Genomic DNA, 25,280 nt, shown 5'->3' on the forward strand with positions numbered 1-25,280 from the left:
CGCCACGCTTAGCGGGACAGCCTGCGTGCGGCGGCGAAGCCGCTGCGCACCGCCGCCTCCAGCGTGGCCGGGTAGTCGGGAATGAGGTAGTCGCCGGCCAGCGCGATGCGCGGGTCGGTTGGCAGCTCGATGGCAGCCCGGCCGGGCGTGCAGCGGAAGGTGGCGCGGCGTTCGCTGATGGTGCGTACCCACAGCGGTTCCGGCAGCGCCAGGAACTGCCGCTTCAGCGCGGCCAGCACGCGGCTTTCGACCTCTTCGCGGCTGCCGCGGGCGGCGGACACCACGCAGGCCAGCAGACCGGGCGGGCCGCCGAGCGCACCGCGGTCGAACACCCAGTGCGGTTCGCCGTCGACGAAGCCAGTCATGGCGGACGGCAGGCGGGTTTGGGCATCGCAGGCCACATAGACGGTGCTGATGGCTTCGTACTCCAGCGCGTGCACCGCGCGCGAGATCGGGTCCAGCGCCGGCAGGCCGTCGAGCAGCGCCGGCAGCTGATGCGGGCTGGTGGCGAAAACCACCCGCTCCGCGCTGTGAAGCTGTTCGCCGCAGTCCAGTTCGAAGCCGTCCGCCGTTTCGCGCACGCTGCGCACCCGGGTGCCGCAATGCACCGCCACGCCGCGCGCTCGCAGCCAGAACAGCGCCGGCTCCGGCAGCAGGGTGCCGAGGTCGGCACGCGGCAGCAGCAGGTCGGCCGCACCGGGGCCGCCCATCAGGCTGTCGGCCAGCACGCGTGCGAATACCCGGGCGCTGGCGTCGTCGATGCCGGTATTCAGTGCTGCCACGCACAGCGGCGCCCACAGGTGGCGTATGCAGCTTTCGGTCTGGCTGGTGCGGGCGAGCAGGGCGGCGACGCTTTCGTCCGCAGGCGGCGGCCGGCGGATCGCGCCCATCAGGCGCAGTGCGGCCAGGCGGTCACGCCAGCCCAGGCCGCGCGCGCCGATGAAGGCCAGCGCCAGCGCAAGCCGCGATGAGCCGCGCGCGCGCAGCGCAAAGCCGTCGTCGAACTCGAGTGCCAGCGGCAGGCGGTCGAACAGCGTGTCCGGGTCGGCACCGACGGTGCGCATCAGTGCCAGCGTTTCGCTGTAGGCCCCGATCAGGATGTGCTGGCCGTTGTCCAGCGGCAGGCCGTCCATGCGCACGGTGCGCGCACGACCGCCGGGCTGTGGCGCGGCCTCGAACAGCGTGGGCTGCAGCCCGCGGCGCACGCAGTCGACCGCACAGGCGAGCCCGGCCCAGCCGGCGCCGATGATGGCGATTGAAGTGCCCGGCACCGGAGCGCTCAGTTCTTCAGCCAGGTTTTCCACGCCAGCCACAGCTTGCGCAGCGGCGTGAGCGCGATGCGCCGGTCGAGCACGCGGCAGCCGTCGCGCTCGATCTCGTCGAGCAGGGTGCGGTAGATGGCGGCCATCACCAGCCCCGGGCGCTGGGCCGAGCGGTCCTGCGCCGGCAGCGCAGCCATCGCCTGGTCGTAGTACTGGCGCGCACGCGCGATCTGGAATTCCATCAGCTGCCGGAATTCGTCGCTGTAGCGCGCGTTCAGGATGTCGGCCGCGCGCACGTTGAAGCGCTGCAGTTCTTCCACCGGCAGGTAGATGCGGCCGCGCCGCGCGTCCTCGCCCACGTCGCGGATGATGTTGGTGAGCTGGAAGGCGATGCCCAGGTCGTGCGCGTATTTCTGCGTGTCGCGGTGAGTGGAGCCGAAGATCTGCGACGCCAGCAGCCCGACCACCGAGGCGACCCGGTAGCAGTAGAGCTGCAGGCCCTTGAAGTCGAGATAGCGCGACTGGTCGAGATCCATTTCCATGCCGTCGATGATTTCGAGCAGCTGTTCGCGCGGCAGGCCGTAGTCGCGGATGGCCGGCAGCAGTGCCAGACAGACCGGATGCTCCGGCGTGCCGTCGAAGCAGGCATGGATCTGGGCGCGCCACCAGGCGAGCTGGGTGCGGGCGATGCCGGCGTCGTCGGTTTCGTCGACCACGTCATCCACCTCGCGGCAGAAGGCGTACAGCGCGGTGATTGCGCGGCGGCGCGGCGGCGGCAGGAACAGGAAGCTGTAGTAGAAGGACGAGCCGCTCTTGGCGGCCTTGTCCTGACAGTATTCGTCGGGGGTCATCGGTCGGTCAGGGCCCTGAACAGGATCAGCGGCCAGTCGGTTCGGCCCAGTTTCGGGCGATGGCGGAAGACATCGTAATCGACCTGTTCAATGCGCTGCAAAATGCGCAGCCCGCCCTGCACGATCAGGCGCAGTTCCCAGCCCAGCCGTCCGGGCAGGCGGCGGGTGAGCGGCAGGCCCGAGCGCATCAGCGCGCGGGCCTCATCGATCAGGTGTTTCATCATGGCGCGGAAGGCGTCGTCACAGCGCGCTTCGCGCAGCTGCGACTCGGTCACGCCGAAGCGCGCCAGCGTGTCCAGTGGAATGTAGATGCGGCCGGGCGGGTTGCCGTCCGGATTCTTCTTCAGATCGATCGCCACGTCCTGCCAGTGGTTGATCACCTGCAGCGCGCTGCAGATCGCGTCCGACTGCGCGAGGCTGGGCGCGTCATCGACCTTGTACAGACAGAGCAGCAGCCGGCCGATCGGGTCGGCCGAGCGGCGGCAGTAGTCGCGCAGTTCGGCGTCATCGGCGTAGCGGGTTTTCACCACGTCCTGCGCGAAGGCGTCGAGCAGGTCGTGCAGCAGCGGCAGCGGCAGCGACCAGGCGCGCACCGCGCGGGCGAGGCGGGCGTGTATCGGGTCGTCCGGCATGCCGCCACCTTCGATGACGCGCAGCTGGGCGCGGCACAGTTCGAGCGCGGCCAGACGGGCTTCGGGCGCGGCATCACCTTCGTCGGCGATGTCGTCCGCATTGCGGGCGAACCAGTAGAGGGCCGACACCGGCTCGCGCAGCGCGGGCGGCATCAGCACGGACGCGACCGGGAAGTTTTCGTAGTGATCGACCGACATGGGGCGCCGAGTATACCGGGGGCGGGTGTACAATCCGCGCCGCGTGCCCAGGTGGCGAAATTGGTAGACGCACCAGATTTAGGTTCTGGCGCCGCAAGGTGTGGAGGTTCGAGTCCTCTCCTGGGCACCAGCCGGACGATCCGGCTGGGTCACGCAGACGCAGGTCAGGCCGGCTTTCTGGCCACCATGCCGATCAGTGCAGAGCGTCCGCAATGGGCGCTGCCTTCATCGAGCACGTCCTCGTACTCGTCCAGGTGTTCGATCTCCAGCCCGGCAAAGGCTTCGCGCAGCAGCGCGGCGGTATACAGGTTCTCGACCGCGGACGGCCCGCCGGTGCGGTATTCCAGCTGTTTCGGCGTATAGCCCTGCAGCACGATGCGGCCACCCGGGCGCAGCGTACGCTGCAGCCGCTCGAACAGCGCCGCGCGCTCCTCCGGGCCGGCGAACTGTATGAATACCGCCACCACCAGATCGAAGGTTTCGTCCGGATAGATCCAGTTCAGCGCATCGGCCAGCGCGAAATCCACCTTCACGCCGCGCGAGGCGGCCAGCGCTTCGGCCTTCTCGATGGCCACCGGCGACAGTTCGGTGGCGGTCACGTCCAGCCCCTGTTCCGCCAGCCACACCGCGTTGCGGCCTTCGCCGTCGGCCACGCTGAGCGCGCGCATGCCGGGGGCGAGCAGGGCGGCCTGGGCCGCCAGATAGCGGTTGGGCGCGGTGCCGAACAGATAGGCCTCACCGGCCGCGCGGTAACGGTCGGACCAGAAATCCTGTGCGTCAGCGAAGCTCATCGAGTGTGTCCCCGGCGGCCAGGTTCAGTCCTGGATGTGGCCCATGCGCTGGGCCTTGGTGGCCAGATAGCGATGGTTCATCGGGTTGGCGCCGGCATGTAGCGGAATGCGCTCGACCACTTCGACGCCTTCGTGCTCCAGCGCACGCACCTTGAGCGGGTTGTTGGTGAGCAGGCGGGCCTGACGGATGCCGAGGCTGCGCACGATGTGGGCGGCGTAGCGGTAGTCGCGCGCGTCGTCCTCGAAACCCAGCATGCGGTTGGCGTCCACGGTGTCGGCGCCGGTGTCCTGCAGCGCATAGGCGCGGATCTTGTTGATCAGCCCGATGCCGCGGCCTTCCTGCCGCAGATAGACCAGTGCGCCGCGGCCTTCCGCCGCGATCGCGCGCAGCGAGGCTTCGAGCTGCGGTCCGCAGTCGCAGCGCAGGCTGAACAGCGTGTCACCGGTCAGGCATTCCGAATGCAGGCGCAGCATGACCGGCACACCGTCGCTGAAATCGCCCAGCGTCAGCGCCACGTGTTCGAGGCCGGTGGACGGGTCCTGATAGCCGTGCAGCGTGAAATCGGCCCAGCGGGTGGGCAGGCGGCACACGACTTCGGACGGCGCGCCGGCCTGTGGCAGGGCATCGGCCGGATGCCGGCCGGCGGTGTCGCCATCCGGCAGGTGGCCGATGGCGCGGTACTTCTTGTCACTGGTTGGGGTGCTCATCGACAGCTTTTCGTTCGGTGGCCCGCACCGCATCGGTGCGGGCGGGCGAGGGCCGTAAGTATGGCGCATGTCGCGCCGCAATAGACCGGCTCAGTGTAATCAGCATGCGGGCGCCTGCAGCACAGGCGCACTGACGATACCGTTCAAATCGATTGCAGGCGTATCCGTACAGCGCTGAACGCCAACATGAAAAAGCCCCGGTCCTTGCGGAACCGGGGCTTGCGGCCGAAACCGGCGCGTGCGGCGATCAGCGATAGCCGGCGCGGTCGAACACTTTCTGGGCCTGGGCGGTGGTGCGGGCCAGATCGCCGACGTTGAGCGTGTCGGCCTTGAAATTGCCGAGCGACTTCAGTTCCGGATTGGACACGATCGCCGACTTCACCACCGGCCATTCATTGTTGCCGTTGGCGAAATAGGCCTGGGCTTCGTCCGACGCCAGGTATTCCAGGAACTTGACCGCGGCCTCCTTGTTCGGCGCGGTCTTCAGCATGCCGCCACCGGAAATGTTGATGTGGGTGCCGAAGCTGGACTGGTTGGGCCACACCACGCCCACCTTTTCCATCATCGCGCGGTCTTCCGACTTGGTCGAACGCAGCACACGCACCAGATAGTAGGTGTTGGACACCGCGACATCGCATTCGCCGGCCGCCACCGCCTTGATCTGATCGGTGTCGCCGCCCTTGGGTGCGCGGGCGAAATTGGCGACCACGCCACGTGCCCATTCTTCAGTCTTCGCTTCGCCCCAGTGCTGGATCAGCGCGGCGCCAAGCGACACGTTGTACGGGTGGGCGCCCGAGCGCGAGCACAGCTTGCCCTTCAGTGCCGGCTTGGCCAGGTCTTCGTAATTGGCCACGTCCGAAGATTTCAGCTTGAGCTTGTTGTAGATGATGACGCGGGCGCGCGTCGAGAACGCGAACCAGCCGTTGTCCGGGTCGCGCAGGTGGGCCGGGATGCGTTCTTCCAGCACCGCGGACTTGACCGGCGCGAACAGGCCCATGGCGTCGGCCTGCGCCAGACGCGCGGCATCCACCGTGATGAACACGTCGGCCGGGCTGTTCGCGCCCTCGTTGCGGATGCGCTCGACCAGCTCTTCTTCCTTGCCTTCGATGCGGTTGATCTTGATGCCGGTCTGGCGGGTGAAGTTCGAGTACAGCGCCTCGTCGGTCTGGTAATGACGTGCGGAGTAGAGATTGAGCACCTTTTCCTGGGCGATGGCCGGGGACAGCGCCAGTGCGGCGGCCACGGCGGTGGCGATGCGGATCATGCGGGCTTTCATGAGAACTCCGGAGATGAGCGGTTCATTGCGGGCAGGCGCGCAGGAGGGCGGCCGATGCCGACGCGGGCGGAAATTATCAGAAGCATTTCGTAATTGCAAACCATTCGCAATTGCATTATTGTGAATGCGAATCGTTCTCATAAAGGATGTTCGCATGGACGCAGTGCTGGTCGGGGCCGATCGCCTCGGCAATATTCCCGATGTACTGGCTGAATTCGGCCTGAAGATCCGGCATCACATCACCGGCCGCGATCCCAAGCACCAGCGGCAGGCGCAGCGCCTGCCGGGGGGCACCGACGTGGTGATCCTGTTTACCGATTTTCTCGGTCACAACGTGATGAAGGCGTTCCGCGAGGCAGCACGCGAAAGCGGCGTGCCGGTGGTGGCCTGCCGCCGTTCGGTGTGCGCGCTGAAATCGGCGCTGGAAGGATGCGGAGCGGTGCGCTGCGCGGAGTGCCCGCGCAGCAAGGGGTGATCAGCGCAGCGACATGCCCGAGGCGTCGTCCACCTCGATGCGGCGCGCGCCATTGAAGCGCTTGGCCCAGTAGCGGCCGGTCATGTCATCTACCCGCACGCCACCACCACGGGAGTTGGCGTGCATGAACTTGTTGTCACCCAGATAGATGCCGACATGGGAAAAGGAGCGGCGCAGCGTGTTGAAGAACACCAGGTCGCCCGGCTGCAGTTCGTCCTTCGGTACGGTCTCGCCCACGCGCGCCATTTCGACCGCGGTGCGCGGCAGCAGTACACCCAGCGCGTCCGAGAACACGTGGCGCACGAAGCCGCTGCAGTCGAAGCCGCTCTGCGGCGTGTTGCCGCCGAAGCGGTAACGCACGCCGAGCAGAGAAAGGCCGCTGTCCACCAGATCAGTCACGGCATCCGCGGCAGCGGCGGCGTGTTCGGCGATGCGGTCGGCGGGCAGATACTGGGAGAAGGAGAACTTGCCGGATTCCGTGGCCGCGGCCGGTGCAGGGACCGGTTCGGCGTGTGCCGGTGCGGCGGCCAGGGCAATACCGGCCACTGCCGCGCACAACCACATGCGGAGAAGGGGAATTCGGATCATGGGGGCGGACTATACCGACGCGATCCCGGACTGCCAAGTTTTCCGACACTGACCGGATTTCGACATCTCCTTCATGCGCCGGGCAGCGCCGGCCGCCTGCCCGAGCATTTGTTGCCCGCCATCGGGCCCGCTTCGCCCTTACAATCCGCACTCCGACGACTTCACGGCCAGTCCGCGTTTCATGAGCGATCCGCAGCCCAGCGATGATGTGATGCACGCCAAGGTGCTTGTCGTGGACGATTCGCGCATGGTCCGGGCGTCCATCATCAAGCGCATCCGCGACCGTTTCGAGTGCCGTGAAGAAGCGGATGGCGAAGCCGGCTGGGCGGCGCTGCTGGTCGATGACAGCATCCAGGTGGTGCTGTCCGATCTGAGCATGCCGCACCTGGACGGCTACGGCCTGCTCGAGCGCATCCGTGCATCCACCATTCCGCGCATTGCGGAAATCCCGGTCATCATGATTTCCGGTGATGAGGACGACACGGCGCGCGAGCGCGCCAGCGGGCTGGGCGCCAACGACTTCATCACCAAGGGCATCGGCACGGTCGAACTGCTGGCCCGCATCGAATCGGCCTGCATGCTGAGCAAGGCCAGCCGCCAGCTTGCCGACAGTCGGGAAGCTCTGGCGGCCGCGTCGCCGATCGATCCCGATTCCGGCATGGCCTCGCCGCAGTACATGCAGATCCACGGCGAACAGTTGCTGTCCGCCGCCGCGCGCTATCACGGTCAGGTCAGCGTGCTCATCGTCGGCATCGACAATTTTGCCGACATCGTGCGCAATTTCGGTCGCCACGTGACCGACCTCATCATGCGCAAGCTGGCCAAGGTACTGGCCACCAAGGTGCGCAAGGAAGACACCTTCTCGCAGATCGGCGACGGCCAGTTCGCCATCATCACGCCGGACATCAGCCTGCAGAGCGCCGAACAGTTCGCCAACCGCATGCGTAGCGTGATCGCCGCGACCGCGATGCAGTACCGCGGCCAGACGCTGCGCATCAGCCTCAATATCGGCGTTGCGAACAGCGTGGCCGACGGTGCTGAATCGGTGTCGCAGATGCTGGGGCTGGCGGTTGCGCGGGCCGACATCGCGCACCGCGAGGGTGGCAACACGGTGCGCAGCACCGGCGGCGAACCGCAGAAGTTCGCCTGGACCGCCGGCATCGTCAGCATCGAGCGTGCGCTGCTGCTGATCAAGTCCGGTGCGCAGGCGGAAATCGAGCCGCAACTGCCGGCGCTGATCTACCGATTGCTGCCGCTGCTCGAATTGATCGACGTCAAGCACGAGTGCGACTTGCCGCTGGAACGCTTGCGCGCGCTGGCCGCCGAGGCCGATACTTCGCTGCTCGGCAAATAGCCGTATAACAAGAACAACCACATCAATTCAATGGATGTGCGGGGGTTGGAGGAAGTGAATGTCAGCAAGCAAGGAGTTTCGCGCCCGTTCCATCGCCCAGCGTGATGCATTCTGGGCAGAGCAGGCCGAACTGATCGCCTGGCAGGCGAAGCCGCAGCAGATCTGCGATTTTTCCCGCCCGCCGTTTGCCAAATGGTTTGTCGGCGGCACCACGAACCTGTGCCACAACGCGGTGGACAGGCATGCCGCCGAGCGCCCGGATGCACCGGCGCTCATTTTCGTATCGACCGAAACCGACAGCGAAAAGACCTATTCATTCGCCGAGCTGCAGCGTGAGGTCGAGCGCACCGCGGCCATCCTGCAGTCACTGGGCGTGGGCCGCGGCGACCGCGTGCTCATCTACATGCCGATGATTGCCGAGGCGGCGTTCGCGATGCTCGCCTGCACCCGTATCGGCGCCATCCACTCGGTGGTGTTCGGCGGTTTCGCGTCCGGTTCGCTGGCCACCCGCATCGATGACGCCAAGCCCAAGGTCATCGTGTCGGCCGAAGCCGGCATGCGTGGCGGCAAGGTGGTGCCCTACAAGCACCTGCTGGACGAAGCCTGCGCGCTGGCCCAGTTCCCGCCGGAAAAGGTGCTCATGGTCGATCGCGGGCTGGAGAAGGATTTCCCGCGCACCGAAGGCCGCGACGTCGACTACGCGACGCTGCGCGCGCAGCACATGGACGCGAAAGTGCCCTGCGTCTGGCTGGAAGCCAGTGAGCCGTCCTACATCCTGTATACCTCCGGCACCACCGGCAAGCCCAAGGGCGTGCAGCGTGATACCGGCGGCTACTGCGTGGCGCTGGCCGCCTCGATGAAGCACATCTACTGCGGCAATCCGGGCGAAACGATGTTCACGACATCGGACATCGGCTGGGTGGTCGGCCACTCCTACATCATCTACGGCCCGCTGATCGCCGGCATGGCCACGCTGATGTACGAAGGCACGCCGCTGCGTCCGGATCCGGGCATCTGGTGGAGCCTGGTCGAGAAGTACAGGGTGTCGGTGATGTTCTCGGCGCCGACCGCCGCCCGCGTGCTGAAGAAGCAGGACCCGGCCTATCTGAAGAAATACGATCTGTCTTCACTGCGCCAGATCTTCCTGGCCGGCGAACCGCTGGACGAGCCGACCCACGAGTGGCTGATGACCGCGCTCGACAAGCCGGTGATCGACAACTACTGGCAGACCGAAACCGGCTGGCCCATCCTGTGCGAACTGCCGGGCGTAGAGAAAACGCCGGTGCAGCTGGGTTCGCCCGGCCGCCCGGCCTACGGCTACGACCTGCGCATCTTCCGCGAAGACGGCAGCGAGTGCGCGCCGAACGAGAAGGGCATTGTCGGCATCGTGCCGCCGCTGCCGCCCGGCTGCCTGTCGACCGTTTGGGGCGACGACGACCGTTTCGTGCGCACCTACTTCTCGCTGTTCAAGTCGCCGCTGGTGTACTCGTCCTTCGACTGGGGCATCCGCGACGAAGCCGGCTATCACAAGATCCTGGGTCGCACCGACGACGTGATCAACGTGGCCGGCCACCGTCTGGGCACGCGCGAGATCGAGGAAGCCATCCAGGCGCACTCGGCCATCGCCGAAGTGGCGGTGGTCGGCGTGGCCGACCAGCTCAAAGGTCAGATGCCGCTGGCGTTCGCGGTGGTGAAGGATCCTGCCCGCACCGCTACGGCGGAAGACCGCGCGAAGCTGGAGAAGGAAGTGATGCAGACCGTGGATGGCCTGCTGGGTGCGATCGCGCGTCCGGGCCGGGTCATGTTCGTCAACGGCCTGCCCAAGACCCGTTCCGGCAAGATGCTGCGGCGCTCCATACAGGCGATCGCCGAAGGCCGTGATCCGGGCGACCTGACCACGCTGGACGACCCGACCACGCTGGACCAGGTGCGCGCTGCGCTGGGCTGACGCCGTACTTCGGTCATGAAAAAGGCACCCCGTGGGGTGCCTTTTTCATTGCTGCGCTGCGCCGCTCAGGCCGCCAGTATCGTGTGCTGGCCTGACCAGTGTTCGCCAGGCGCCAGCGTCATCGTCTTTTCCGCGATGGCCGGCTCGACACACAGCATGCGCCGGAAGTCCAGATTCGGCATGTCGCCCAGCGCCTTGCACTTGTGTTCCCACGGATTCCAGACCACCAGATCAGGGAAGCCGTGGCTCTGGAAACCGAACGCGCGACCGCTGTCATGCAGCACCACGGTGTCCGGCACATTGCGGTACAGGCGGTCCACCTCGTCCTCGACGATGAGGGCGTCCAGCCGGTCATCCTTCACCGTGTCGCCAGCGGTCGCGTCGAGATAGCGGGTATTGCGCAGGCCTTCGAGCCGGCAGTTCTCGACCTCCTTCACCCGCAGATAGCTGTGCAGTGCGGCGGCGAAATCGAAGGCGGCGTCGCCGGTGTTTTCGACATCCAGTTCCAGATCCAGCCGGTTGCCACTGACCACCACGGTCAGTTCCAGCGCGAAGTCGTGCGGCCACAGCGCACGGGTCGCGTCGTCGGCCACCAGCCTGAGGGTTGCGGTGGCGAAATCCTTCGATACCCGGCTTTCATCCACCTGCCAGGTGCGCGTCCGGGCGAAGCCGTGGCGCGGCCCGTCACCGCGTTCGGCGAACTGCGGAAAAATGACCGGGATGCCGCCGCGCAGCGCGCTGCGACCGTCGAATCGCGCGTCCGGTGACAGATAGAGCCGCTCGCTGCCGCCCGCCGGTATCCAGGACAGCGGCTGTCCGCCGAACAGGCTGATCAGGCAGCGCGCGCCATCGGGCGCGGTCAGTTCCAGCGCGGGCTGGCCGTGGAAGTCGGTGTTCAGGACGGAGGCGGAGGTCATTGGCGGCAGAAATCGGGAGAAAGGCGGCGGATTCTAGCCGCGTTCAGGCGTCCAGACCCTGGCGCACGCAGGCCACGTAGGCGGCGCCATCCGGCGGCTGGCGATCGCGCTGCGCGCGCCAGATGGTTTCGCCCAGACAGTCGAGCACCCGGTGCAGCGCTGCGTGCTCGTCGCCCAGCTTCGCGCGCTGGGCTTCGAAGGCGGCCCGTATGCCCGGCGGCTGGTCGATCGCCAGCTGCTCCTCTATCGCCAGATGCAGCGACATGTGCAGGAAGGGGTTGGTTTCGCCCAGTTCCGGCGGGTATTCGCGGGTGAGCGCGCGTTCGCCCTGATCCAGCAGGGCCTGGTATTCCGGATGGCGGCTGATGATGGTGAGTGCGAGCACTTCCATCTGGGTCAGCGGCTGCGGACCGTTGCGCTTGGCCCAGGTGTCGAGGAAGAACTGGCGCGCCTGGTCGCGGGTGGGGTTGTACATGTGAAGGCAGAAAGGGTGCGCGGAGCGCGTATTGCAACACAGCCGTCCCCGCATGCCCACCTTGACCGCCATGCGCCGCGTGTACTAGGACATATGAATTATTCCTTTTGCGCGACCGTCGCCCTAAGGTGCTGTTCTGTGCGCAGCAGGCAGGACGCCGGCCGCGCATCCGGAAACGGAGGTGGCATATGGAGCGCCCTATGGACAATCCTGCGGTGGACAATCCTGTGGTCAGTCATCCGGAACCTGACTGGGCGCCGGCGGGTTGCTTCCGACTGCTGCTGGTGGACGGCGGCGAAGGCCGGCCGCTCGGCGCGCTGGCTGCGCACTGGGCTGATCTGGCCGGCTGGCAGGTCGAGCACGTCCGCGGTGTGCCCGAAGCCTGCTGCGGCCGCAGCGGCTACCGGCCCGACGCGGTGCTGGCGGATGTTGCTTCGGCTGAAGCCGCGCGGCTGCTGCGCCAGTTTCCGGAAGCACGTCAGGTGCTCTGGCTGGACGAAAACACCGATCCGGCCGCTGCGGCCGGTTTCGATGCCGCGGTCTGCGCCCACTGGTGGCAGCGCGCCCGTTATCCGGAGCCTCTGCGGGCGCGGACCGAGGTCATCCATCCGGGCGTGCCGGTACTGGACGAAGCTGTGCCCGGCGGGCGGGATCCTTACGGCCTGGCGCTGCGGGCCGACGAATGGCAGGGCAGCGCTGAACTTGACGGGCTGGCACGACTGCTGGCCGGACTGGGCTGTTCGCCGGTCCGTTTGATCGTATCCGGCCGTCCGGTGCCGGCGCTGCTCGATCTGCTCGCACCGTTTTCGCCGCTGCTGACCATCACTCACCGCGATGCACTTTCGCGCGCGACCGTGTCACTGCATGCCGGCGCGCGCAGTCAGCCCATGCTTGACGCGATGGCGGCCGGTTGTGCGGTGGTCGCACCCGATCGCGAGCCGGCGCGCGAGGTGGTACGCGACCGCATCAGCGGCTGGCTGATCCACGACGGTGAACCGGGGGCGGCCTGCCTGTGCGAACTGTTTACCTCGCCGGAACAGACAGAACGTCTGGTGCGCGAGGCGCAGGACGACCTGAGGCGCGACTTCGATCCGCTGGCCGCCGCACTGCGCTGCGCCCGGCTGCTTTCGAACGGCCGGGCGGATCCGGGCCGGATGGAGCGCTGGGCCACCGGCTCGCTGCCCGGCGAGTGGATCGCGCTGCACGCCTGAAAGCGTCGGGCTGGCAGCCTCTGGCGTCAGTAGCTTTCGTCGATCTTCACCGCCTGCAGCACGATGGCGGCGATTTCCTCGATCGATTTGTGGGTGGAATCCAGCCAGCGTATGCCTTCCATTCGCATCAGCTTCTGCGCAGCATCGACCTCGAAGCGGCAATTCTCGATCGAGGCGTAGTGGCTGTTGCGGCGGCGTTCCTCGCGGATCTGTGACAGCCGCTCCGGCGCGATCGTGAGGCCGAACAGCTTGGGGCGGTACTTCACCAGTTCGGTCGGCAGCTTGCCGCGCTCGAAATCCTCGGGGATCAGCGGATAGTTGGCCACCTTCACGCCGAACTGCATGGCCATGTACAGGCTTGTCGGCGTCTTGCCCGACCGCGAAACACCGACCAGGATCACATCCGCCAGCTCCAGTTCCTTGTGCGACATCCCGTCATCGTGGGCGAGCGAAAAATTGATCGCCTCGATGCGCCTCTGGTAGTCGTCGCTGTCGTCCATGCCCTTGGCGCGCCCGACGCTGTGGTTGGACGGCTGGCCCAGTTCTTCCTCCATCGGCCCGACGAAGTGCTCGAACATGTCGAGGAAGAGCGCGTCGGCCTGACGCACGGTGCGGGCGACCTCGGCGTTGACGATGGAGGTGACCACGATGGGCCGGACGCCGTCGCGCATCTTGGCTTCGGTCATGCGTTCGACGCAGTCCAGTGCGTTATCGACCGAATCGACGAAGGGCACCCGGGTCTGGCGGAACTTCACGCCTTCGAACTGAGAAAGCAGGCTGCGTCCCAGGGTTTCGGCGGTAATGCCGGTGCTGTCCGATATGAAGAAGACGGTTCTCATGCGGGTCCGATCAGGAATCTGAACATAAACATCACGTTGCGCCCAAAAATTTCCGCAGCGCAGCAGCGACTTTAACTAGAATGCCGGCTTCCCGCGCACCCACCCGGTGCACAGGAACGTACACGGTCGCCGCAACAAGCGATCGCCCCATGTTCAAGAGAGGATACCCATGTCTCGCTACGTCATCCCGTTCGAACAGCTGCGCATGACCGACGTCGAAAGCGTCGGTGGCAAGAATGCGTCGCTGGGCGAAATGATCAGCCAGCTCCCCAAGTCTGTGCGCGTTCCCGGAGGTTTTGCCACCACGGCCGAAGCCTTCCGCGAATTCCTGGCACAGGACGGCCTGGCTGGTCGCATCCATGCCGCGCTCGACGCGCTGGATGTCGATGACGTCAATGCGCTGGTCCGTACCGGCGCGCAGATCCGTCAGTGGATGATGGACACCCCGTTCCCGGCCCAGCTCGAAGCCGAAATCCGCAGCTTCTACGCGCAGCTGGACGCCGCCGGCAACGGCTCGTTCGCGGTGCGCAGCTCGGCCACCGCCGAAGATCTGCCGGACGCCTCGTTCGCCGGCCAGCAGGAAACCTTCCTGAACATTTCCGGCATCGACAACGTGCTGCACGCGATCCGCGAAGTGTTCGCCTCGCTCTACAACGACCGTGCGATCAGCTACCGCGCGCACAAGGGCTTCATGCACGCGGGCGTTGCGCTGTCGGCCGGCGTGCAGCGCATGGTGCGCTCGGACAAGGGTGCGGCCGGCGTCATGTTCACGCTGGACACCGAATCCGGCTTCCGTGACGTGGTGTTCGTGACCGCCAGCTACGGCCTCGGCGAAACCGTGGTGCAGGGCGCGGTGAATCCGGACGAGTTCTACGTGCACAAGCCTATGCTGGCCCAGAACCGCCCGGCGGTGATCCGCCGCAATCTCGGCAGCAAGATGATCAAGATGGAGTTCGCCGCGACCGCCGCCGCGGGCCGCAGCGTGCAGACCGTGGACGTGGCCGAAGCCGACCGTCACCGCTTCTCGCTGAGCGACGAACAGGTGCTGGAACTGTCGCGCTACGCGATGACCATCGAAGCTCACTACGGCCGCCCGATGGATATTGAGTGGGGCCTGGATGGCGTCGACAACCAGCTCTACATCCTGCAGGCGCGCCCGGAAACGGTGAAGTCGAACGAAGTCGGCATGACGCAGCAGAAGTTCCGTCTGAAGCAGTACGGCAAGGTGCTGGCCAGTGGCCGCGCCATCGGCCAGAAGATCGGCGCCGGCCCGGTGCGCATCGTCGATGACGCGTCGCAGATGGACAAGGTGCAGGCCGGCGACGTGCTCGTCACCGACATGACCGACCCGAACTGGGAACCGGTCATGAAGAAAGCGGCCGCCATCGTGACCAACCGCGGCGGCCGTACCTGCCACGCGGCCATCATTGCGCGCGAACTGGGCATTCCGGCCATCGTTGGCTGCGGTGACGCGACCGAAACCCTGACCGAAGGCGAAGAAGTCACCGCCAGCTGTGCCGAAGGCGACACCGGCAACATCTATCGCGGCCGTCTGGATTTCGAAGTGGTCACGTCTGACCTGTCCAGCCTGCCCGATCTGCCGCTCAAGGTGATGATGAACGTCGGCAATCCGGAACTGGCCTTCGATTTCGCCCAGCTGCCGAATGCCGGCGTGGGTCTGGCCCGCCTGGAATTCGTCATCAACAACACCATCGGCATCCACCCGAAGGCGATTCTGGAAATCGACCAGGCACCGGCCCGTCTGCGCGAGGAAATCCGCCGCCGCGCCCGCGGCTACGCGAACCCGGAAGCCTTCTTCGTGGACAAGCTGGTGGAAGGCGTGGCCACCATCGCCGCCGCCTTCTGGCCCAAGCCGGTCATCGTGCGCCTGTCGGACTTCAAGTCCAACGAGTACAAGAAGCTGCTCGGCGGCGACATCTACGAGCCGGACGAAGAGAACCCGATGCTGGGCTTCCGCGGTGCGTCGCGCTACATCGCGCACAGCTTCCGTGATTGCTTCGAGCTGGAATGCCGCGCCATGCGTCGCGTGCGCGACGAACTGGGCCTGACCAACGTCGAACTGATGGTGCCCTTCGTGCGCAACACCGGCGAAGCGGCGGAAGTGGTGAAGCTGCTGTCCGAGCACGGCCTGAAGCGCGGCGAGAACGGGCTCAAGCTCATCATGATGTGCGAAATCCCGTCCAACGCGCTGCTGGCCGAACAGTTCCTTGAGCACTTCGACGGCTTCTCGATCGGCTCCAACGACCTGACCCAGCTCACGCTGGGCCTGGACCGCGATTCCGGTCTGGTCGCCGGTGCATTTGACGAGCGCGACCCGGCGGTGAAGCAGCTGCTGTCGATGGCAATCCGCACCGCCAACCGGCTGGGCAAGTACGTGGGCATCTGCGGCCAGGGCCCGTCGGACCACGCTGATTTCGCGCTGTGGCTGATGGACGAAGGCATCCAGAGCGTGTCGCTGAATCCGGACACCGTTGTGGATACCTGGCTGAAGTTCGCTGCCCACGGCAAGGAAAAGCAGGGCTGAAGCACTGCGGCGCGCGCCCTGCGATGGCAGGGTGTGCGCCGCGTGCCCGCCGGCGGGCATGAATGCTGGTCGGAGCAGGGCCTCGCGGGAAAAGCGGCGAAAAAAAAGCGCACCATACGGTGCGCTTTTTATTTGGCGGGCTGCCCGGAGGCAGCCTCAAGCCACCCGAAAATCAGAGCGGCTTGATTTCCGAAGCCTGCAGACCCTTCGGGCCGCGAGTCACTTCGAACGACACCTTCTGGTTTTCCTGCAGCGAACGGAAGCCGTTGCCCTGGATCGCGGAGAAGTGAGCGAACAGGTCTTCACCGCCGTCGTCCGGGGAGATGAAGCCGAAGCCCTTGGCGTCGTTGAACCACTTGACGGTACCAGTTGCCATCTGTGTATTTCCTTTGAAACTGAGTTGTGAACAAGTCATCGCATCATGCAATGACCGTAGCGCAGGGAAACCTCAAGGGGAATATGGCAAGCGGAGTACTGACTTGAAAATCGAGAACCGACGCACAACACGTTCATGCTTGAAATCACCTACAGCCGTGCTTATACGGGAATAGTGCGCGCGACGCAAACGGTATTTGCGCATCGGGGTGGACTTCAGCTCCGGCGCCGGCCTGACGTTACAGAAACTGTCCGTTCGCCGGGCCTGCGGGCGTGCGGCGGAAACGGGCTGTGGCGTGCCTCCGGCTCGCCGGAAAGGCCTTGCGGATTTCGGGAAATGACGTCTTGATCCGATCGATGTTCACTCGTGGGGCACACCGGCATCCATTCACCGTGCTGGGCGGTGTGTTGCTGCTCGCCGTGCTTGCGATGACCGGTTGTTCGGACGGCGGGCCGCACGCGACGCGTCCCGAATACGCCACGCCGGCGTCGGCCGAGCCGGTGCACGTGCTGGTGCTCGGCATACATCCGCTGCACAACCCGGGGCGGCTGGATGCCATGTACGGCCCGCTGGTGGCGGCGGTCAGCGCCGCGGTGCCCGGCGTGAAGCTGCGCATCGAGGCCTCGCGCGATTACGCCGAATACGAGCGCAAGCTGCGCGAGGGGCGTTTCGACTTCGCGCTGCCCAACCCCTACCAGACCGTGGTGGTCGCGGCAGCGCAGTACAGGGTGTTCGGGAAGGTGGCCCGCGACGAGGATTTTCGCGGCCTCATCATCCGCCGTCGCGACAGCACGGTGAGCCAGCCGGCCGACCTGCGCGGCGCCGCTTTCAGCTGCCCGGCCCGTACCGCGGTGGCGGCCTGCATGCTGCCGCTGCTCTGGCTGCATCAGCAGGGGCTGGACGTGGCTCATGAACTGGAGGTGCGCGAGGTGGGGTCGCAGGAATCCAGCATCCTGAACGTGGTGCAGGGGAGGGTGGCCGCGGGGGCCACCTGGCCGCCGCCCTGGCGCGCCTTCCAGAAAGACTATCCGGATCTGGCTGCCCAGCTGGAAGTGCTGTGGCAAACCGACACGCTGCCCAACAACAGCCTGATGGCGCGTCGCGACATCGACGATGCGCTGGTCGGACGGGTGGCACAGGCGCTGTTTGCGCTGTCGGCCAGCGCCTCCGGACGCCGCCTGCTCGATCGGGCCGAGATTGCGGGTTTCGAGCCGGCAAACGCGCTCACCTATGCGCCGGTGGGCGTCATGCTCGACCGCTATCGCGATGCCATCGGAGACGTCCGCTGATGCCGATGCGCCGCCTGTACGCACTGTTTGCCGGTTCGCTGACGCGACGGCTGGTGTTCGCGATCGCGGTGCTGCACGCGGTGCTGATCGCAGGATTCGTGGTCGATCAGCTGCGTCGTGAAAACGAGGTGCTGCTGGAACAGGCGCGCTCATCGCTGCTGTCCGAGGTCGAACTGTTGTCGCGCAGCGGCCGCGAATGGGTGCTCTCCAGCGATGTCGCTGGGCTGGAGGAACTGCTGGCGCCGGTGCGTGGGGCGCCCGGTCTCGAGTACGCCATGTATCTCGATACCTCGGGCCAGGTGCTGGTGCATTCCGAACCACGGCGTGCGGGCCAGCGCCTGGTCGATCCGCTCAGCCTGAGCGCGCTGGCCGACGACACGGTGGCCGGCCCCCGCCTGATACAGCGCACCCGGGCGCTGAGCGACGCGCTGGCGCCCATCCGCCAGGGCGAGCGGCTGATAGGCTGGGTCAGGGTGGCCCGAAATCACGATGCCGAAGCGCTGGCGATCTCTGCCGCGGTACGCGACGGCGTGCTGTACGCGCTGACCGCACTGCTGGTCAGCACCGCGCTGGCAACCGTGCTCGCTCGCGGTCTCACGTCCGATCTGCGACGTGCCCAGCAGCTGTTCGAGCGGGTGCGCGAGGGCGATCTGACGCCGCGTCTGGCCCATCGTCGCGCCGACGAACTGGGTGACCTGCTGGATGGCATCAATGACACGCTGGATGCGCTGGCGCGCAACGAAGGCATCCTGCAGCGCACCCAGGAGCGGCTGGAACTGGCAGTCAAGGGCTCCAACGACGGTATCTGGGACTGGGATCTGATCAGCAACGAGGTCTATTACTCGCCGCGCTGGAAGCAGATGCTGGGTTACGAGGACGACGAACTGGTGAGCCGTCCGGACGCCTTTCTAGACCGGGTGCATCCGGATGATCTGCCGGTCATCCTGGATCGCATCAACGACTATCTGGAAGGCCGCATACCGGTGTTCGAGCTCATCATCCGGGCACGCCATCGCGACGGCGACTGGCGCTGGATACTGACCCGCGGGTCGGCGGTCAGGGGGCGCGATGGCCGGGCACGTCGGATGAGTGGCGCTCATACCGACGTCACCGCACTGAAGCAGGCCGAGGCCGGGCTTGCGCTCGAACGGTCGCGGCTTTACGGCCTGTTGGCCCAGATGTACACCGGCGTCATCATGGAGGACGCAGAAGGGCGGATCGCGGTGTGCAATCGCGCTTTCTGCGAGCTGTTTCCGCTGGTCGAAAATCCGTCCGAGCTGGTCGGGCGCCGGCGTGACGAGGTGTTCGCCGAAGTGCGTGACCTGTTCGCCGGGGGTGACGAGGCGATGCGGCGCATCGACGACATCATGCTGCGCGGCGAACCGGTAATCGGCGAACGCGTCGATCTGACCGACGGCCGTCTGATCGAGCGGGACTGCCTGCCGATCCGGGTCGGAGAGGTGAGGCAGGGTGTGCTGTGGACCTTCCGCGACATTTCATCACGCATGCGGCTGGAGCACAGTCTGGCGGCCGAGAAGGAACGTCTGCGGGTGACCCTGCTGGCGATTGCCGATGCGGTCATTTCCACCGATGCGTCGGGTCATATCGATTTTCTGAATCCGGCGGCCGAACAGCTGACCGGCTGGCACAACGACCAGGCTGCCCGGCGCCCGCTGGGCGAGGTGTTGCGGCTGATCGACCCTGTGCTGAGGCGGGAGCGGCCCGATCCGGTGGCGCATGCCCTGGAAGAGGGCCTGGGGCGGGTCACCGATGAATCGCTGGTGCTGGCACGCGGCGGTGACGAAAAGGTGGTCGAACACTCCGCCGCACCGATCCGCGACGCCCTCGGCGGTGTCAGCGGTGCGGTGGTGGTGCTGCACGACACCACCGACCGCTATCGCATGCAGGAGCGTCTGCGCTGGCAGGCCACCCATGATCCGCTGACCGGTCTGGCCAACCGCGTGCTGCTGGAAGACCGGCTGACCCAGGCGATGGCGCGCGCGCGGCGGCAGGACAGGCTGCTCGCGGTATGCGTGCTCGATCTCGATGATTTCAAGGCGGTCAACGACCATCTGGGCCATGAGGCTGGCGACGCACTGTTGCAGGAGATTGCGCGCAGGCTGGGCCACTCGGTGCGTGCGGACGATACCGTGGCGCGACTGGGCGGTGACGAATTCGTCGTGCTGCTGGGCGCGCTCAGCGATGTCGCCGAGATGGAAACCTGTCTGCAGCGCATGCTCGATGCGCTGGCCGAACCGGTGCGCGTGGCCGGTTCGAGCGTGGTCACGCCGGCCAGCATAGGCGTGACGCTGTATCCGCTGAACGACAGCGACGCCGATGCGCTGCTGCGTCATGCCGATCAGGCCATGTACGAGGCCAAGCAGGCCGGCGGCCGCTGCTATCGCCTGTTCGATTTCCTGAACAGCCAGGTGTCGGTCGAGCGCCTGCGCCGCCGCGAGCGTATCGGCGAAGCGATCACCCGGGGAGAAATGCGTCTGTACTACCAGCCGCGGGTGGACATGCGGGAAGGACGCATGATGGGCGTCGAGGCGCTGGTGCGCTGGCAGCACCCGGACGAAGGCTTGCTCGCCCCCGACAGCTTCCTGCCGCTGATCGAGCACGACCCGGAAATACACCGGCTGGGCGAATGGGTGGTGCGTACCGCACTGGCCCAGCTGGCTGCCTGGCGCGCCGAAGGTGGCCGTTTCGGCGTGTCGGTCAATATTTCGGCGCCGCATCTGCTGTCGCCGGGCTTCGTCACCCGGCTGTCGGAACTGCTGGCCGAACAGCCCCAGTTGCCGCGTCAGGCGCTGGAGATCGAGGTGGTCGAGTCGGTCGCGCTGGACGACATCGAACGCGCCGCCGCGGTGGTGAGCGACATCCGGCGCCTCGGTGTGCGGGTGGCGATCGACGATTTCGGCGTCGGCTATGCCTCGCTGGGCTATCTGCGCCGGCTGCCGGTCGATGTGGTGAAGATCGACAAGTCCTTCGTGCTCGACATGCTGGACGACGAGGATGATTTCGAAGTGGTGCAGGCGGTGATCGCGCTCGCCCACGCGCTGCGGCGCGAGGTGGTGGCCGAGGGCGTGGAAACCGCCGAGCATGGCCTCATGTTGCAGCGTCTGGGCTGCAGCCAGATCCAGGGCTATGGCATCGCCCGCCCGCTGCCGGCGGACGCGCTGATGCGCTGGCTGGCCGACTGGCGGCCGGACCCGCGCTGGGCCGAGTGGCGCGATGCGGGCAATGGCAGCGACGACCTGCAGCTGTTCTCCGCGGTGCGCGACTTCAACCGCTGGACTGAACAGGTGCTGGGTCTGGCCGAAGGCCGGCCGGCAAGACTGGCAGATGAGGAAATACGCGATCCGACGCGCTGCCGCTTTGGCCAGTGGTTCCACGACGGCGGCCAGCAACGCTATGGCGACTTCGAGGAATACCGCGCGGTCGATCGTTCGCACCGCGCGCTGCACGAACTGGCGGTGCGCATTGCAGACAGCAGTGCGCGCGGTGACCGGGCTGCGGCGCAGGCGGCGGCGGTGAAGCTGCGTGTGGCACGCGACGACCTGGGCGTGCGCATCGAGGCACTGCAGCGCGCGGCCCGTCGCCGCGCGCTGAGCGACCGATAGCGCCGGCGCGTCAGTCCGCCAGCAGCACGCCCCGTTCGCGCAGTTGCTGCATCAGTTCATCGACGCACTGGTCAATGCTGCCTCGGCTGGTGTCGATGCGGATTTCCGCATTCTCCGGCGCCTCGTACGGCGAATCGATGCCGGTGAAGTTCTTGATTTCGCCGCGGCGCGCCTTCTTGTACAGGCCCTTCGGATCGCGCTCTTCGGTTACCGCGATCGGCGTGTCGACGAAGATTTCGATGAATTCACCGTCTTCCATCAGGCTGCGCGCCATCCGGCGTTCGGCCCGGAACGGAGAAATGAAGGCGGTCAGCACGATGAGGCCGGCATCGACCATGAGCTTGGCTACCTCGGCCACCCGGCGGATGTTCTCGACGCGGTCGGCTTCGGTGAAGCCGAGATCCTTGTTCAGGCCGTGCCGCACGTTGTCGCCATCCAGCAGATAGGTGTGGCGGCCCTGCGCGGACAGTCTTTTCTCGATCTGGTTGGCCAGCGTCGATTTGCCGGCGCCGGACAGGCCGGTGAACCACAGCACGCAGGGCTTCTGGCCCTTCATCGCGCCGCGCGCCACCTTGTCCACATCGACGTGCTGCATGTGGATGTTGTGCGAGCGGCGCAGCGCGAAGCGCAGCATGCCGGCACCGATGGTGGCGTTGCTCAGCCGGTCGATCAGGATGAAGCCACCGGTTTCGCGCACCGACTCGTAGGGGTCGAAGGCGATCGGGCGATCCAGGCTCAGCTTCACCTGCGCGATCTCGTTCAGCGCGAGCTGCTTGGCGGCCAGGTGTTCCAGCGTATTCACATTCACCTTGTGCCGGATTTCGGTCACCGTGGCGGTCACCGTGCGCGTGCCGGTCTTCAGCAGATAGGCGCGGCCAGGCATCATCGGCTCGTCCTGCATCCACACCAGTGTGGCTTCGAACTGGTCGGCCACCTCGGCTGGCGCGTCCTTGTGCGAAATGACGTCGCCGCGCGAAATGTCGACCTCGTCCTCCAGCACCAGCGTGACCGACTGACCGGCGATCGCCCGCTGCAGGTCGCCGTCGGCGGTGACGATGCGCTTCACCGTGCTGGTGCGGCCTGAGGGCTGGACGCGCACCGGTGCGCCCGGCTCGATCACGCCGCTGGCAATGGTGCCGGCGAAGCCGCGGAAATCGAGATTGGGCCGGTTAACCCATTGCACCGGCAGCCGGAAGGGGCCCTGCAGGCGGCGTTTCTGGTCGACCTCGACCGTTTCCAGATAGCCCATCAGCGTGGGGCCGTGGTACCAGCCCATCTGTTCACTGGGCGCGGTGATGTTGTCGCCCCTGAGCGCCGACATCGGAATGGCGACGATGTCCTCCAGCCCGAGCTGGGCGGCGAAGGCGCGGTAGTCGTCGAGGATGCGCTGGTAGGTGGCTTCGGAATGGCCGACCAGATCCATCTTGTTGATGGCGACCACGACGCGCTTGATGCCGATCAGCGACACCAGATAGCTGTGGCGGCGAGTCTGGGTCTGCACGCCGTGGCGCGCATCGACCAGGATGATGGCCAGATCGGCGGTCGAAGCGCCGGTCACCATGTTGCGGGTGTACTGCTCGTGGCCCGGCGTGTCGGCAACGATGAACTTGCGCCGGTCGGTCGAGAAGAAGCGGTAGGCCACGTCGATGGTGATGCCCTGTTCGCGCTCGGCGGCCAGGCCGTCGACCAGCAGCGCGAAGTCGAGGTCACCGCCCTGTGTGCCCACCTTCTTCGAGTCAGCTTCGAGCGCTGCCAGCTGGTCCTCGAACAGCATTTTCGATTCGTACAGCAGGCGGCCGATCAGCGTGCTCTTGCCGTCGTCCACGCTGCCGCAGGTGATGAAGCGCAGCAGGCTCTTGTGCTCGTGCTGCTTCAGGTAGGCGCCGATGTCCTGCGCGATGAGGTCGGAAACGTGTGCCATCAGCAGGCCTCCTGCAGGGCCGCCCCAAAGACGGCCTGAGCCCCCTCGGGGGGCAGCGAACGAATGTGAGTGTGGGGGCGCATCAGAAATACCCCTCCTGCTTTTTCTTTTCCATCGAGCCGGCCGAATCGTGGTCGATCACGCGACCCTGACGCTCCGACGTCTTCGTGAGCAGCATTTCCTGGATGATTTCGGTCAGCGAGGACGCGTTCGACTCGACCGCGCCGGTCAGCGGATAGCAGCCCAGCGTGCGGAAGCGCACGTTGCGCATCTGCGGCACTTCGCCGGCACGCAGCGGCATCCGGTCGTCGTCGACCATGATGAGCGTGCCGTCGCGCTCGACCACCGGGCGCGGGGCCGAGAAGTACAGCGGCACGATGGGAATGTTCTGCAGGTAGATGTACTGCCAGATGTCGAGCTCGGTCCAGTTCGAGATCGGAAACACGCGTATCGACTCGCCCTTGTGCTTGCGCGCGTTGTACAGGTTCCACAGCTCCGGGCGCTGATTCTTCGGGTCCCAGCGGTGCTGCGCGGTGCGGAAGGAGAAGATGCGCTCCTTGGCGCGCGACTTTTCCTCGTCGCGGCGGGCACCGCCGAAGGCCACGTCAAAACCGTACTTGTCGAGCGCCTGCTTCAGGCCCTCGGTCTTCATGATGTCGGTGTGGATGGCCGAGCCGTGCGTGAACGGGTTGATACCCTTGGCGACGCCGTCCTCGTTGATGTGCACGATGAGGTCCATGCCGAGCTTCTTCGCCATCTCGTCGCGGAACTGGTACATCGCCTTGAACTTCCAGGTGGTGTCCACATGCAGCAGCGGGAAGGGTGGCACCGCCGGGTAGAAGGCCTTCATCGCCAGGTGCAGCATGACCGCACTGTCCTTGCCGATGGAGTACAGCATGACCGGGTTTTCAGCCTCGGCCACCACCTCGCGCAGGATGTGGATGCTCTCGGCTTCCAGCCGCTGCAGGTGGGTCAGGGTGTCGGGATCGATTTCAGGGATGTTCGCAGCCGTATGTGCCATGGTCGCTCTCGCAAGGATGGCCGGATGATGGCGGAGCGCGCGGTCGCCCGCGTTCGACGGCGTCACGCCGCGCGGTCGATAGTCGCCGGGCGCGGCGCCATTCGTCACGGACTTCGCGCCGCAGCCGGTTCAGACTGTGCGCCGGCCGGCGTTCCTGCAGGCCACGACTGAGGCGGCCGGTGACGGCTGCCGGGGATGGTGGATGACGGCTCGAGCCGAACTGAAGGCGCTGCACGCGGCGCTGCTGGACATCGTGCGCGATGCCGGCGAATGCGTGATGGCGGTCTATGCGACCGATTTCGAGGTGGCGGACAAGGCGGACGCGTCGCCGGTCACGCTGGCCGATCGCAAGGCGGACGAGCTCATCGTCGCTCGCCTGAAGACGCTGACGCCGGACATTTTCATCGTGTCGGAAGAGTCGACCGAAGCCGGTCAGCGCCCGGCAGACGGCGCACCGTTCTGGCTGGTCGATCCGCTCGACGGCACGAAAGAGTTCATCAATCGCAACGGCGAGTTCACGGTGAACATCGCGCTGATCGAGAACGGCCGGCCGGTGCTGGGCGTGGTGCTGGCCCCTGCGCTGGGGCGGTTGTTCTCAGGCATCGTGGGCGAGGGCGCCTGGCTTGAGGATAAGGGCGGGCGGCGCGAAATCCGCTGCCGGGTACCGCCGGCCGCAGGGCTGACCGTGGTGGCCAGCCGCTCGCACGGCGATGCGGTCGCGCTGGACGCCTATCTGGCCGGCCGCAAGGTGGCCGATCTGCGCAACGCGGGTTCGTCGCTGAAGATCTGTCTGGTGGCGGCCGGCGAGGCCGACGTCTATCCGCGTCTCGGACGCACGATGGAATGGGACATCGCCGCCGGACACGCGGTGCTGGCCGCCGCGGGCGGCCGCATCGAGCAGGTGGAGGGTGCGCCCTTCACCTATGGCAAGCCGGATTTCGCGAACCCGCACTTTGCCGCCTGGGGTCTGGGCGCCTGAA

The 25,280-nt window shown here is 66.3% G+C and carries 21 protein-coding genes and 1 tRNA gene; 9 read left to right on the forward strand and 13 right to left on the reverse strand.

All coding sequences use genetic code 11. The annotated features are described in order from the left end of the window. Positions 1–8: 8 nt before the first annotated feature. From hpnE to hpnC, 3 genes are read right to left on the reverse strand one after another with little or no spacing between them, the layout of a single operon-like run. On the reverse strand, positions 9–1,304 hold the full coding sequence (gene hpnE, locus METUNV2_RS0107530) for a hydroxysqualene dehydroxylase HpnE (RefSeq protein WP_232415637.1): 1,296 nt from the start codon (positions 1,302–1,304) through the stop codon (positions 9–11). Beyond that, positions 1,280–2,113, reverse strand: a complete 834-nt coding sequence (gene hpnD / locus METUNV2_RS0107535) for a presqualene diphosphate synthase HpnD (RefSeq protein WP_018228870.1) — start codon at positions 2,111–2,113, stop codon at positions 1,280–1,282. The genes hpnE and hpnD overlap by 25 nt, the downstream gene beginning before the upstream one ends. Further along, a complete protein-coding gene (gene hpnC / locus METUNV2_RS0107540; protein ID WP_018228871.1) occupies positions 2,110–2,943 on the reverse strand; it encodes a squalene synthase HpnC in 834 nt (277 codons plus the stop codon). Before hpnC ends, hpnD begins: the two co-directional genes overlap by 4 nt. Before the next feature lie 45 nt (positions 2,944–2,988). Between hpnC and METUNV2_RS0107545 the strand changes: the two genes are divergently transcribed. Then, positions 2,989–3,073 (forward strand) — tRNA-Leu (locus tag METUNV2_RS0107545). Positions 3,074–3,107: 34 nt separating this feature from the next. On the opposite strand, the gene METUNV2_RS0107550 is transcribed toward METUNV2_RS0107545, so the two are convergent. From METUNV2_RS0107550 to METUNV2_RS0107560, 3 genes are all read right to left on the reverse strand, one after another. Further along, positions 3,108–3,734 (reverse strand): SAM-dependent methyltransferase, encoded by a 627-nt coding sequence (locus METUNV2_RS0107550; protein ID WP_018228872.1) that lies wholly within the window; start codon positions 3,732–3,734, stop codon positions 3,108–3,110. 24 nt (positions 3,735–3,758) lie between these two features. Beyond that, the gene (ribA, locus tag METUNV2_RS0107555; protein WP_081618519.1) at positions 3,759–4,442 is read right to left on the reverse strand and encodes a GTP cyclohydrolase II; all 684 of its coding nucleotides are present in this window, start codon (positions 4,440–4,442) and stop codon (positions 3,759–3,761) included. A 247-nt stretch (positions 4,443–4,689) separates the two neighbouring features. Next, positions 4,690–5,718, reverse strand: coding sequence for a Fe(3+) ABC transporter substrate-binding protein (locus METUNV2_RS0107560; RefSeq protein WP_018228874.1), 1,029 nt, complete (start codon positions 5,716–5,718; stop codon positions 4,690–4,692). 154 nt (positions 5,719–5,872) lie between these two features. Between METUNV2_RS0107560 and METUNV2_RS0107565 the strand changes: the two genes are divergently transcribed. Then, on the forward strand, positions 5,873–6,193 hold the full coding sequence (locus METUNV2_RS0107565; protein ID WP_018228875.1) for a DUF2325 domain-containing protein: 321 nt from the start codon (positions 5,873–5,875) through the stop codon (positions 6,191–6,193). Here METUNV2_RS0107565 and METUNV2_RS0107570 read toward each other — a convergent pair whose 3' ends face one another. Next, a complete protein-coding gene (locus METUNV2_RS0107570; RefSeq protein ID WP_018228876.1) occupies positions 6,194–6,757 on the reverse strand; it encodes a C40 family peptidase in 564 nt (187 codons plus the stop codon). Positions 6,758–6,962: 205 nt separating this feature from the next. Between METUNV2_RS0107570 and METUNV2_RS0107575 the strand changes: the two genes are divergently transcribed. Next, positions 6,963–8,135, forward strand: coding sequence for a GGDEF domain-containing protein (locus METUNV2_RS0107575; RefSeq protein ID WP_018228877.1), 1,173 nt, complete (start codon positions 6,963–6,965; stop codon positions 8,133–8,135). Positions 8,136–8,193: 58 nt separating this feature from the next. After that, positions 8,194–10,083, forward strand: a complete 1,890-nt coding sequence (locus METUNV2_RS0107580) for a propionate--CoA ligase (protein WP_018228878.1) — start codon at positions 8,194–8,196, stop codon at positions 10,081–10,083. A gap of 65 nt (positions 10,084–10,148) precedes the next feature. Here the strand turns inward: METUNV2_RS0107580 and METUNV2_RS0107585 are convergent, their stop codons facing one another. Together METUNV2_RS0107585 and METUNV2_RS0107590 are read right to left on the reverse strand one after the other, a co-directional pair. Then, a complete protein-coding gene (locus METUNV2_RS0107585) occupies positions 10,149–11,000 on the reverse strand; it encodes a D-hexose-6-phosphate mutarotase (RefSeq protein WP_018228879.1) in 852 nt (283 codons plus the stop codon). A 43-nt stretch (positions 11,001–11,043) separates the two neighbouring features. Further along, on the reverse strand, positions 11,044–11,475 hold the full coding sequence (locus tag METUNV2_RS0107590; protein WP_026187965.1) for a DUF1841 family protein: 432 nt from the start codon (positions 11,473–11,475) through the stop codon (positions 11,044–11,046). Between the two features lie 200 nt (positions 11,476–11,675). Here METUNV2_RS0107590 and METUNV2_RS0107595 point away from each other — a divergent pair, with 200 nt between their 5' ends. Beyond that, complete coding sequence (locus METUNV2_RS0107595) at positions 11,676–12,686, forward strand: hypothetical protein (protein ID WP_018228881.1); 1,011 nt, start codon at positions 11,676–11,678, stop codon at positions 12,684–12,686. 26 nt (positions 12,687–12,712) lie between these two features. On the opposite strand, the gene ppsR is transcribed toward METUNV2_RS0107595, so the two are convergent. Next, positions 12,713–13,525 (reverse strand): posphoenolpyruvate synthetase regulatory kinase/phosphorylase PpsR, encoded by an 813-nt coding sequence (gene ppsR / locus METUNV2_RS0107600; protein ID WP_018228882.1) that lies wholly within the window; start codon positions 13,523–13,525, stop codon positions 12,713–12,715. 169 nt (positions 13,526–13,694) lie between these two features. On the opposite strand from ppsR, the gene ppsA reads away from it, so the two are divergent. Then, positions 13,695–16,070 carry a phosphoenolpyruvate synthase gene (gene ppsA / locus METUNV2_RS0107605; protein WP_018228883.1) on the forward strand — a complete coding sequence of 792 codons (2,376 nt, stop codon included), beginning with the start codon at positions 13,695–13,697 and terminating at the stop codon, positions 16,068–16,070. Positions 16,071–16,242: 172 nt separating this feature from the next. Here the strand turns inward: ppsA and METUNV2_RS0107610 are convergent, their stop codons facing one another. Beyond that, positions 16,243–16,446: a cold-shock protein gene (locus METUNV2_RS0107610; protein ID WP_008058826.1), complete on the reverse strand. Its 204-nt coding sequence runs from the start codon at positions 16,444–16,446 to the stop codon at positions 16,243–16,245. Between the two features lie 356 nt (positions 16,447–16,802). On the opposite strand from METUNV2_RS0107610, the gene METUNV2_RS0107615 reads away from it, so the two are divergent. Together METUNV2_RS0107615 and METUNV2_RS0107620 are read left to right on the forward strand one after the other, a co-directional pair. Then, the gene (locus tag METUNV2_RS0107615; protein ID WP_051081895.1) at positions 16,803–17,735 is read left to right on the forward strand and encodes a phosphate/phosphite/phosphonate ABC transporter substrate-binding protein; all 933 of its coding nucleotides are present in this window, start codon (positions 16,803–16,805) and stop codon (positions 17,733–17,735) included. Continuing rightward, positions 17,735–21,358 carry an EAL domain-containing protein gene (locus METUNV2_RS0107620; protein WP_018228885.1) on the forward strand — a complete coding sequence of 1,208 codons (3,624 nt, stop codon included), beginning with the start codon at positions 17,735–17,737 and terminating at the stop codon, positions 21,356–21,358. Before METUNV2_RS0107615 ends, METUNV2_RS0107620 begins: the two co-directional genes overlap by 1 nt. Before the next feature lie 10 nt (positions 21,359–21,368). On the opposite strand, the gene cysN is transcribed toward METUNV2_RS0107620, so the two are convergent. Together cysN and cysD are read right to left on the reverse strand one after the other, a co-directional pair. Continuing rightward, positions 21,369–23,279, reverse strand: coding sequence for a sulfate adenylyltransferase subunit CysN (cysN, locus tag METUNV2_RS0107625; protein ID WP_018228886.1), 1,911 nt, complete (start codon positions 23,277–23,279; stop codon positions 21,369–21,371). 82 nt (positions 23,280–23,361) lie between these two features. Then, on the reverse strand, positions 23,362–24,300 hold the full coding sequence (gene cysD, locus METUNV2_RS0107630; protein ID WP_051081897.1) for a sulfate adenylyltransferase subunit CysD: 939 nt from the start codon (positions 24,298–24,300) through the stop codon (positions 23,362–23,364). A gap of 202 nt (positions 24,301–24,502) precedes the next feature. Here cysD and cysQ point away from each other — a divergent pair, with 202 nt between their 5' ends. Further along, positions 24,503–25,279, forward strand: a complete 777-nt coding sequence (gene cysQ, locus METUNV2_RS0107635; RefSeq protein ID WP_018228888.1) for a 3'(2'),5'-bisphosphate nucleotidase CysQ — start codon at positions 24,503–24,505, stop codon at positions 25,277–25,279. The last annotated feature ends 1 nt before the right edge of the window (position 25,280 follow it).

This window comes from Methyloversatilis universalis EHg5 (genome assembly GCF_000378945.1).
GTDB classification, from domain to species: Bacteria; Pseudomonadota; Gammaproteobacteria; order Burkholderiales; family Rhodocyclaceae; genus Methyloversatilis; species Methyloversatilis universalis_A.

Coding starts and splice junctions, on each gene's coding strand:
- METUNV2_RS0107585 (WP_018228879.1), bottom strand. CDS start 11,000: ATGACCTCCGCCTCCGTCCTGAACACCGACTTCCACGGCCAGCCCGCG.
- METUNV2_RS0107575 (WP_018228877.1), top strand. CDS start 6,963: ATGAGCGATCCGCAGCCCAGCGATGATGTGATGCACGCCAAGGTGCTT.
- METUNV2_RS0107570 (WP_018228876.1), bottom strand. CDS start 6,757: ATGTGGTTGTGCGCGGCAGTGGCCGGTATTGCCCTGGCCGCCGCACCG.
- METUNV2_RS0107610 (WP_008058826.1), bottom strand. CDS start 16,446: ATGGCAACTGGTACCGTCAAGTGGTTCAACGACGCCAAGGGCTTCGGC.
- METUNV2_RS0107565 (WP_018228875.1), top strand. CDS start 5,873: ATGGACGCAGTGCTGGTCGGGGCCGATCGCCTCGGCAATATTCCCGAT.
- ppsR (WP_018228882.1), bottom strand. CDS start 13,525: ATGAGAACCGTCTTCTTCATATCGGACAGCACCGGCATTACCGCCGAA.
- METUNV2_RS0107560 (WP_018228874.1), bottom strand. CDS start 5,718: ATGAAAGCCCGCATGATCCGCATCGCCACCGCCGTGGCCGCCGCACTG.
- ribA (WP_081618519.1), bottom strand. CDS start 4,442: ATGAGCACCCCAACCAGTGACAAGAAGTACCGCGCCATCGGCCACCTG.
- ppsA (WP_018228883.1), top strand. CDS start 13,695: ATGTCTCGCTACGTCATCCCGTTCGAACAGCTGCGCATGACCGACGTC.
- METUNV2_RS0107580 (WP_018228878.1), top strand. CDS start 8,194: ATGTCAGCAAGCAAGGAGTTTCGCGCCCGTTCCATCGCCCAGCGTGAT.
- cysN (WP_018228886.1), bottom strand. CDS start 23,279: ATGGCACACGTTTCCGACCTCATCGCGCAGGACATCGGCGCCTACCTG.
- cysQ (WP_018228888.1), top strand. CDS start 24,503: ATGACGGCTCGAGCCGAACTGAAGGCGCTGCACGCGGCGCTGCTGGAC.
- hpnC (WP_018228871.1), bottom strand. CDS start 2,943: ATGTCGGTCGATCACTACGAAAACTTCCCGGTCGCGTCCGTGCTGATG.
- METUNV2_RS0107620 (WP_018228885.1), top strand. CDS start 17,735: ATGCCGATGCGCCGCCTGTACGCACTGTTTGCCGGTTCGCTGACGCGA.
- METUNV2_RS0107595 (WP_018228881.1), top strand. CDS start 11,676: ATGGACAATCCTGCGGTGGACAATCCTGTGGTCAGTCATCCGGAACCT.
- cysD (WP_051081897.1), bottom strand. CDS start 24,300: ATGGCACATACGGCTGCGAACATCCCTGAAATCGATCCCGACACCCTG.
- METUNV2_RS0107590 (WP_026187965.1), bottom strand. CDS start 11,475: ATGTACAACCCCACCCGCGACCAGGCGCGCCAGTTCTTCCTCGACACC.
- METUNV2_RS0107550 (WP_018228872.1), bottom strand. CDS start 3,734: ATGAGCTTCGCTGACGCACAGGATTTCTGGTCCGACCGTTACCGCGCG.
- METUNV2_RS0107615 (WP_051081895.1), top strand. CDS start 16,803: ATGTTCACTCGTGGGGCACACCGGCATCCATTCACCGTGCTGGGCGGT.
- hpnD (WP_018228870.1), bottom strand. CDS start 2,113: ATGACCCCCGACGAATACTGTCAGGACAAGGCCGCCAAGAGCGGCTCG.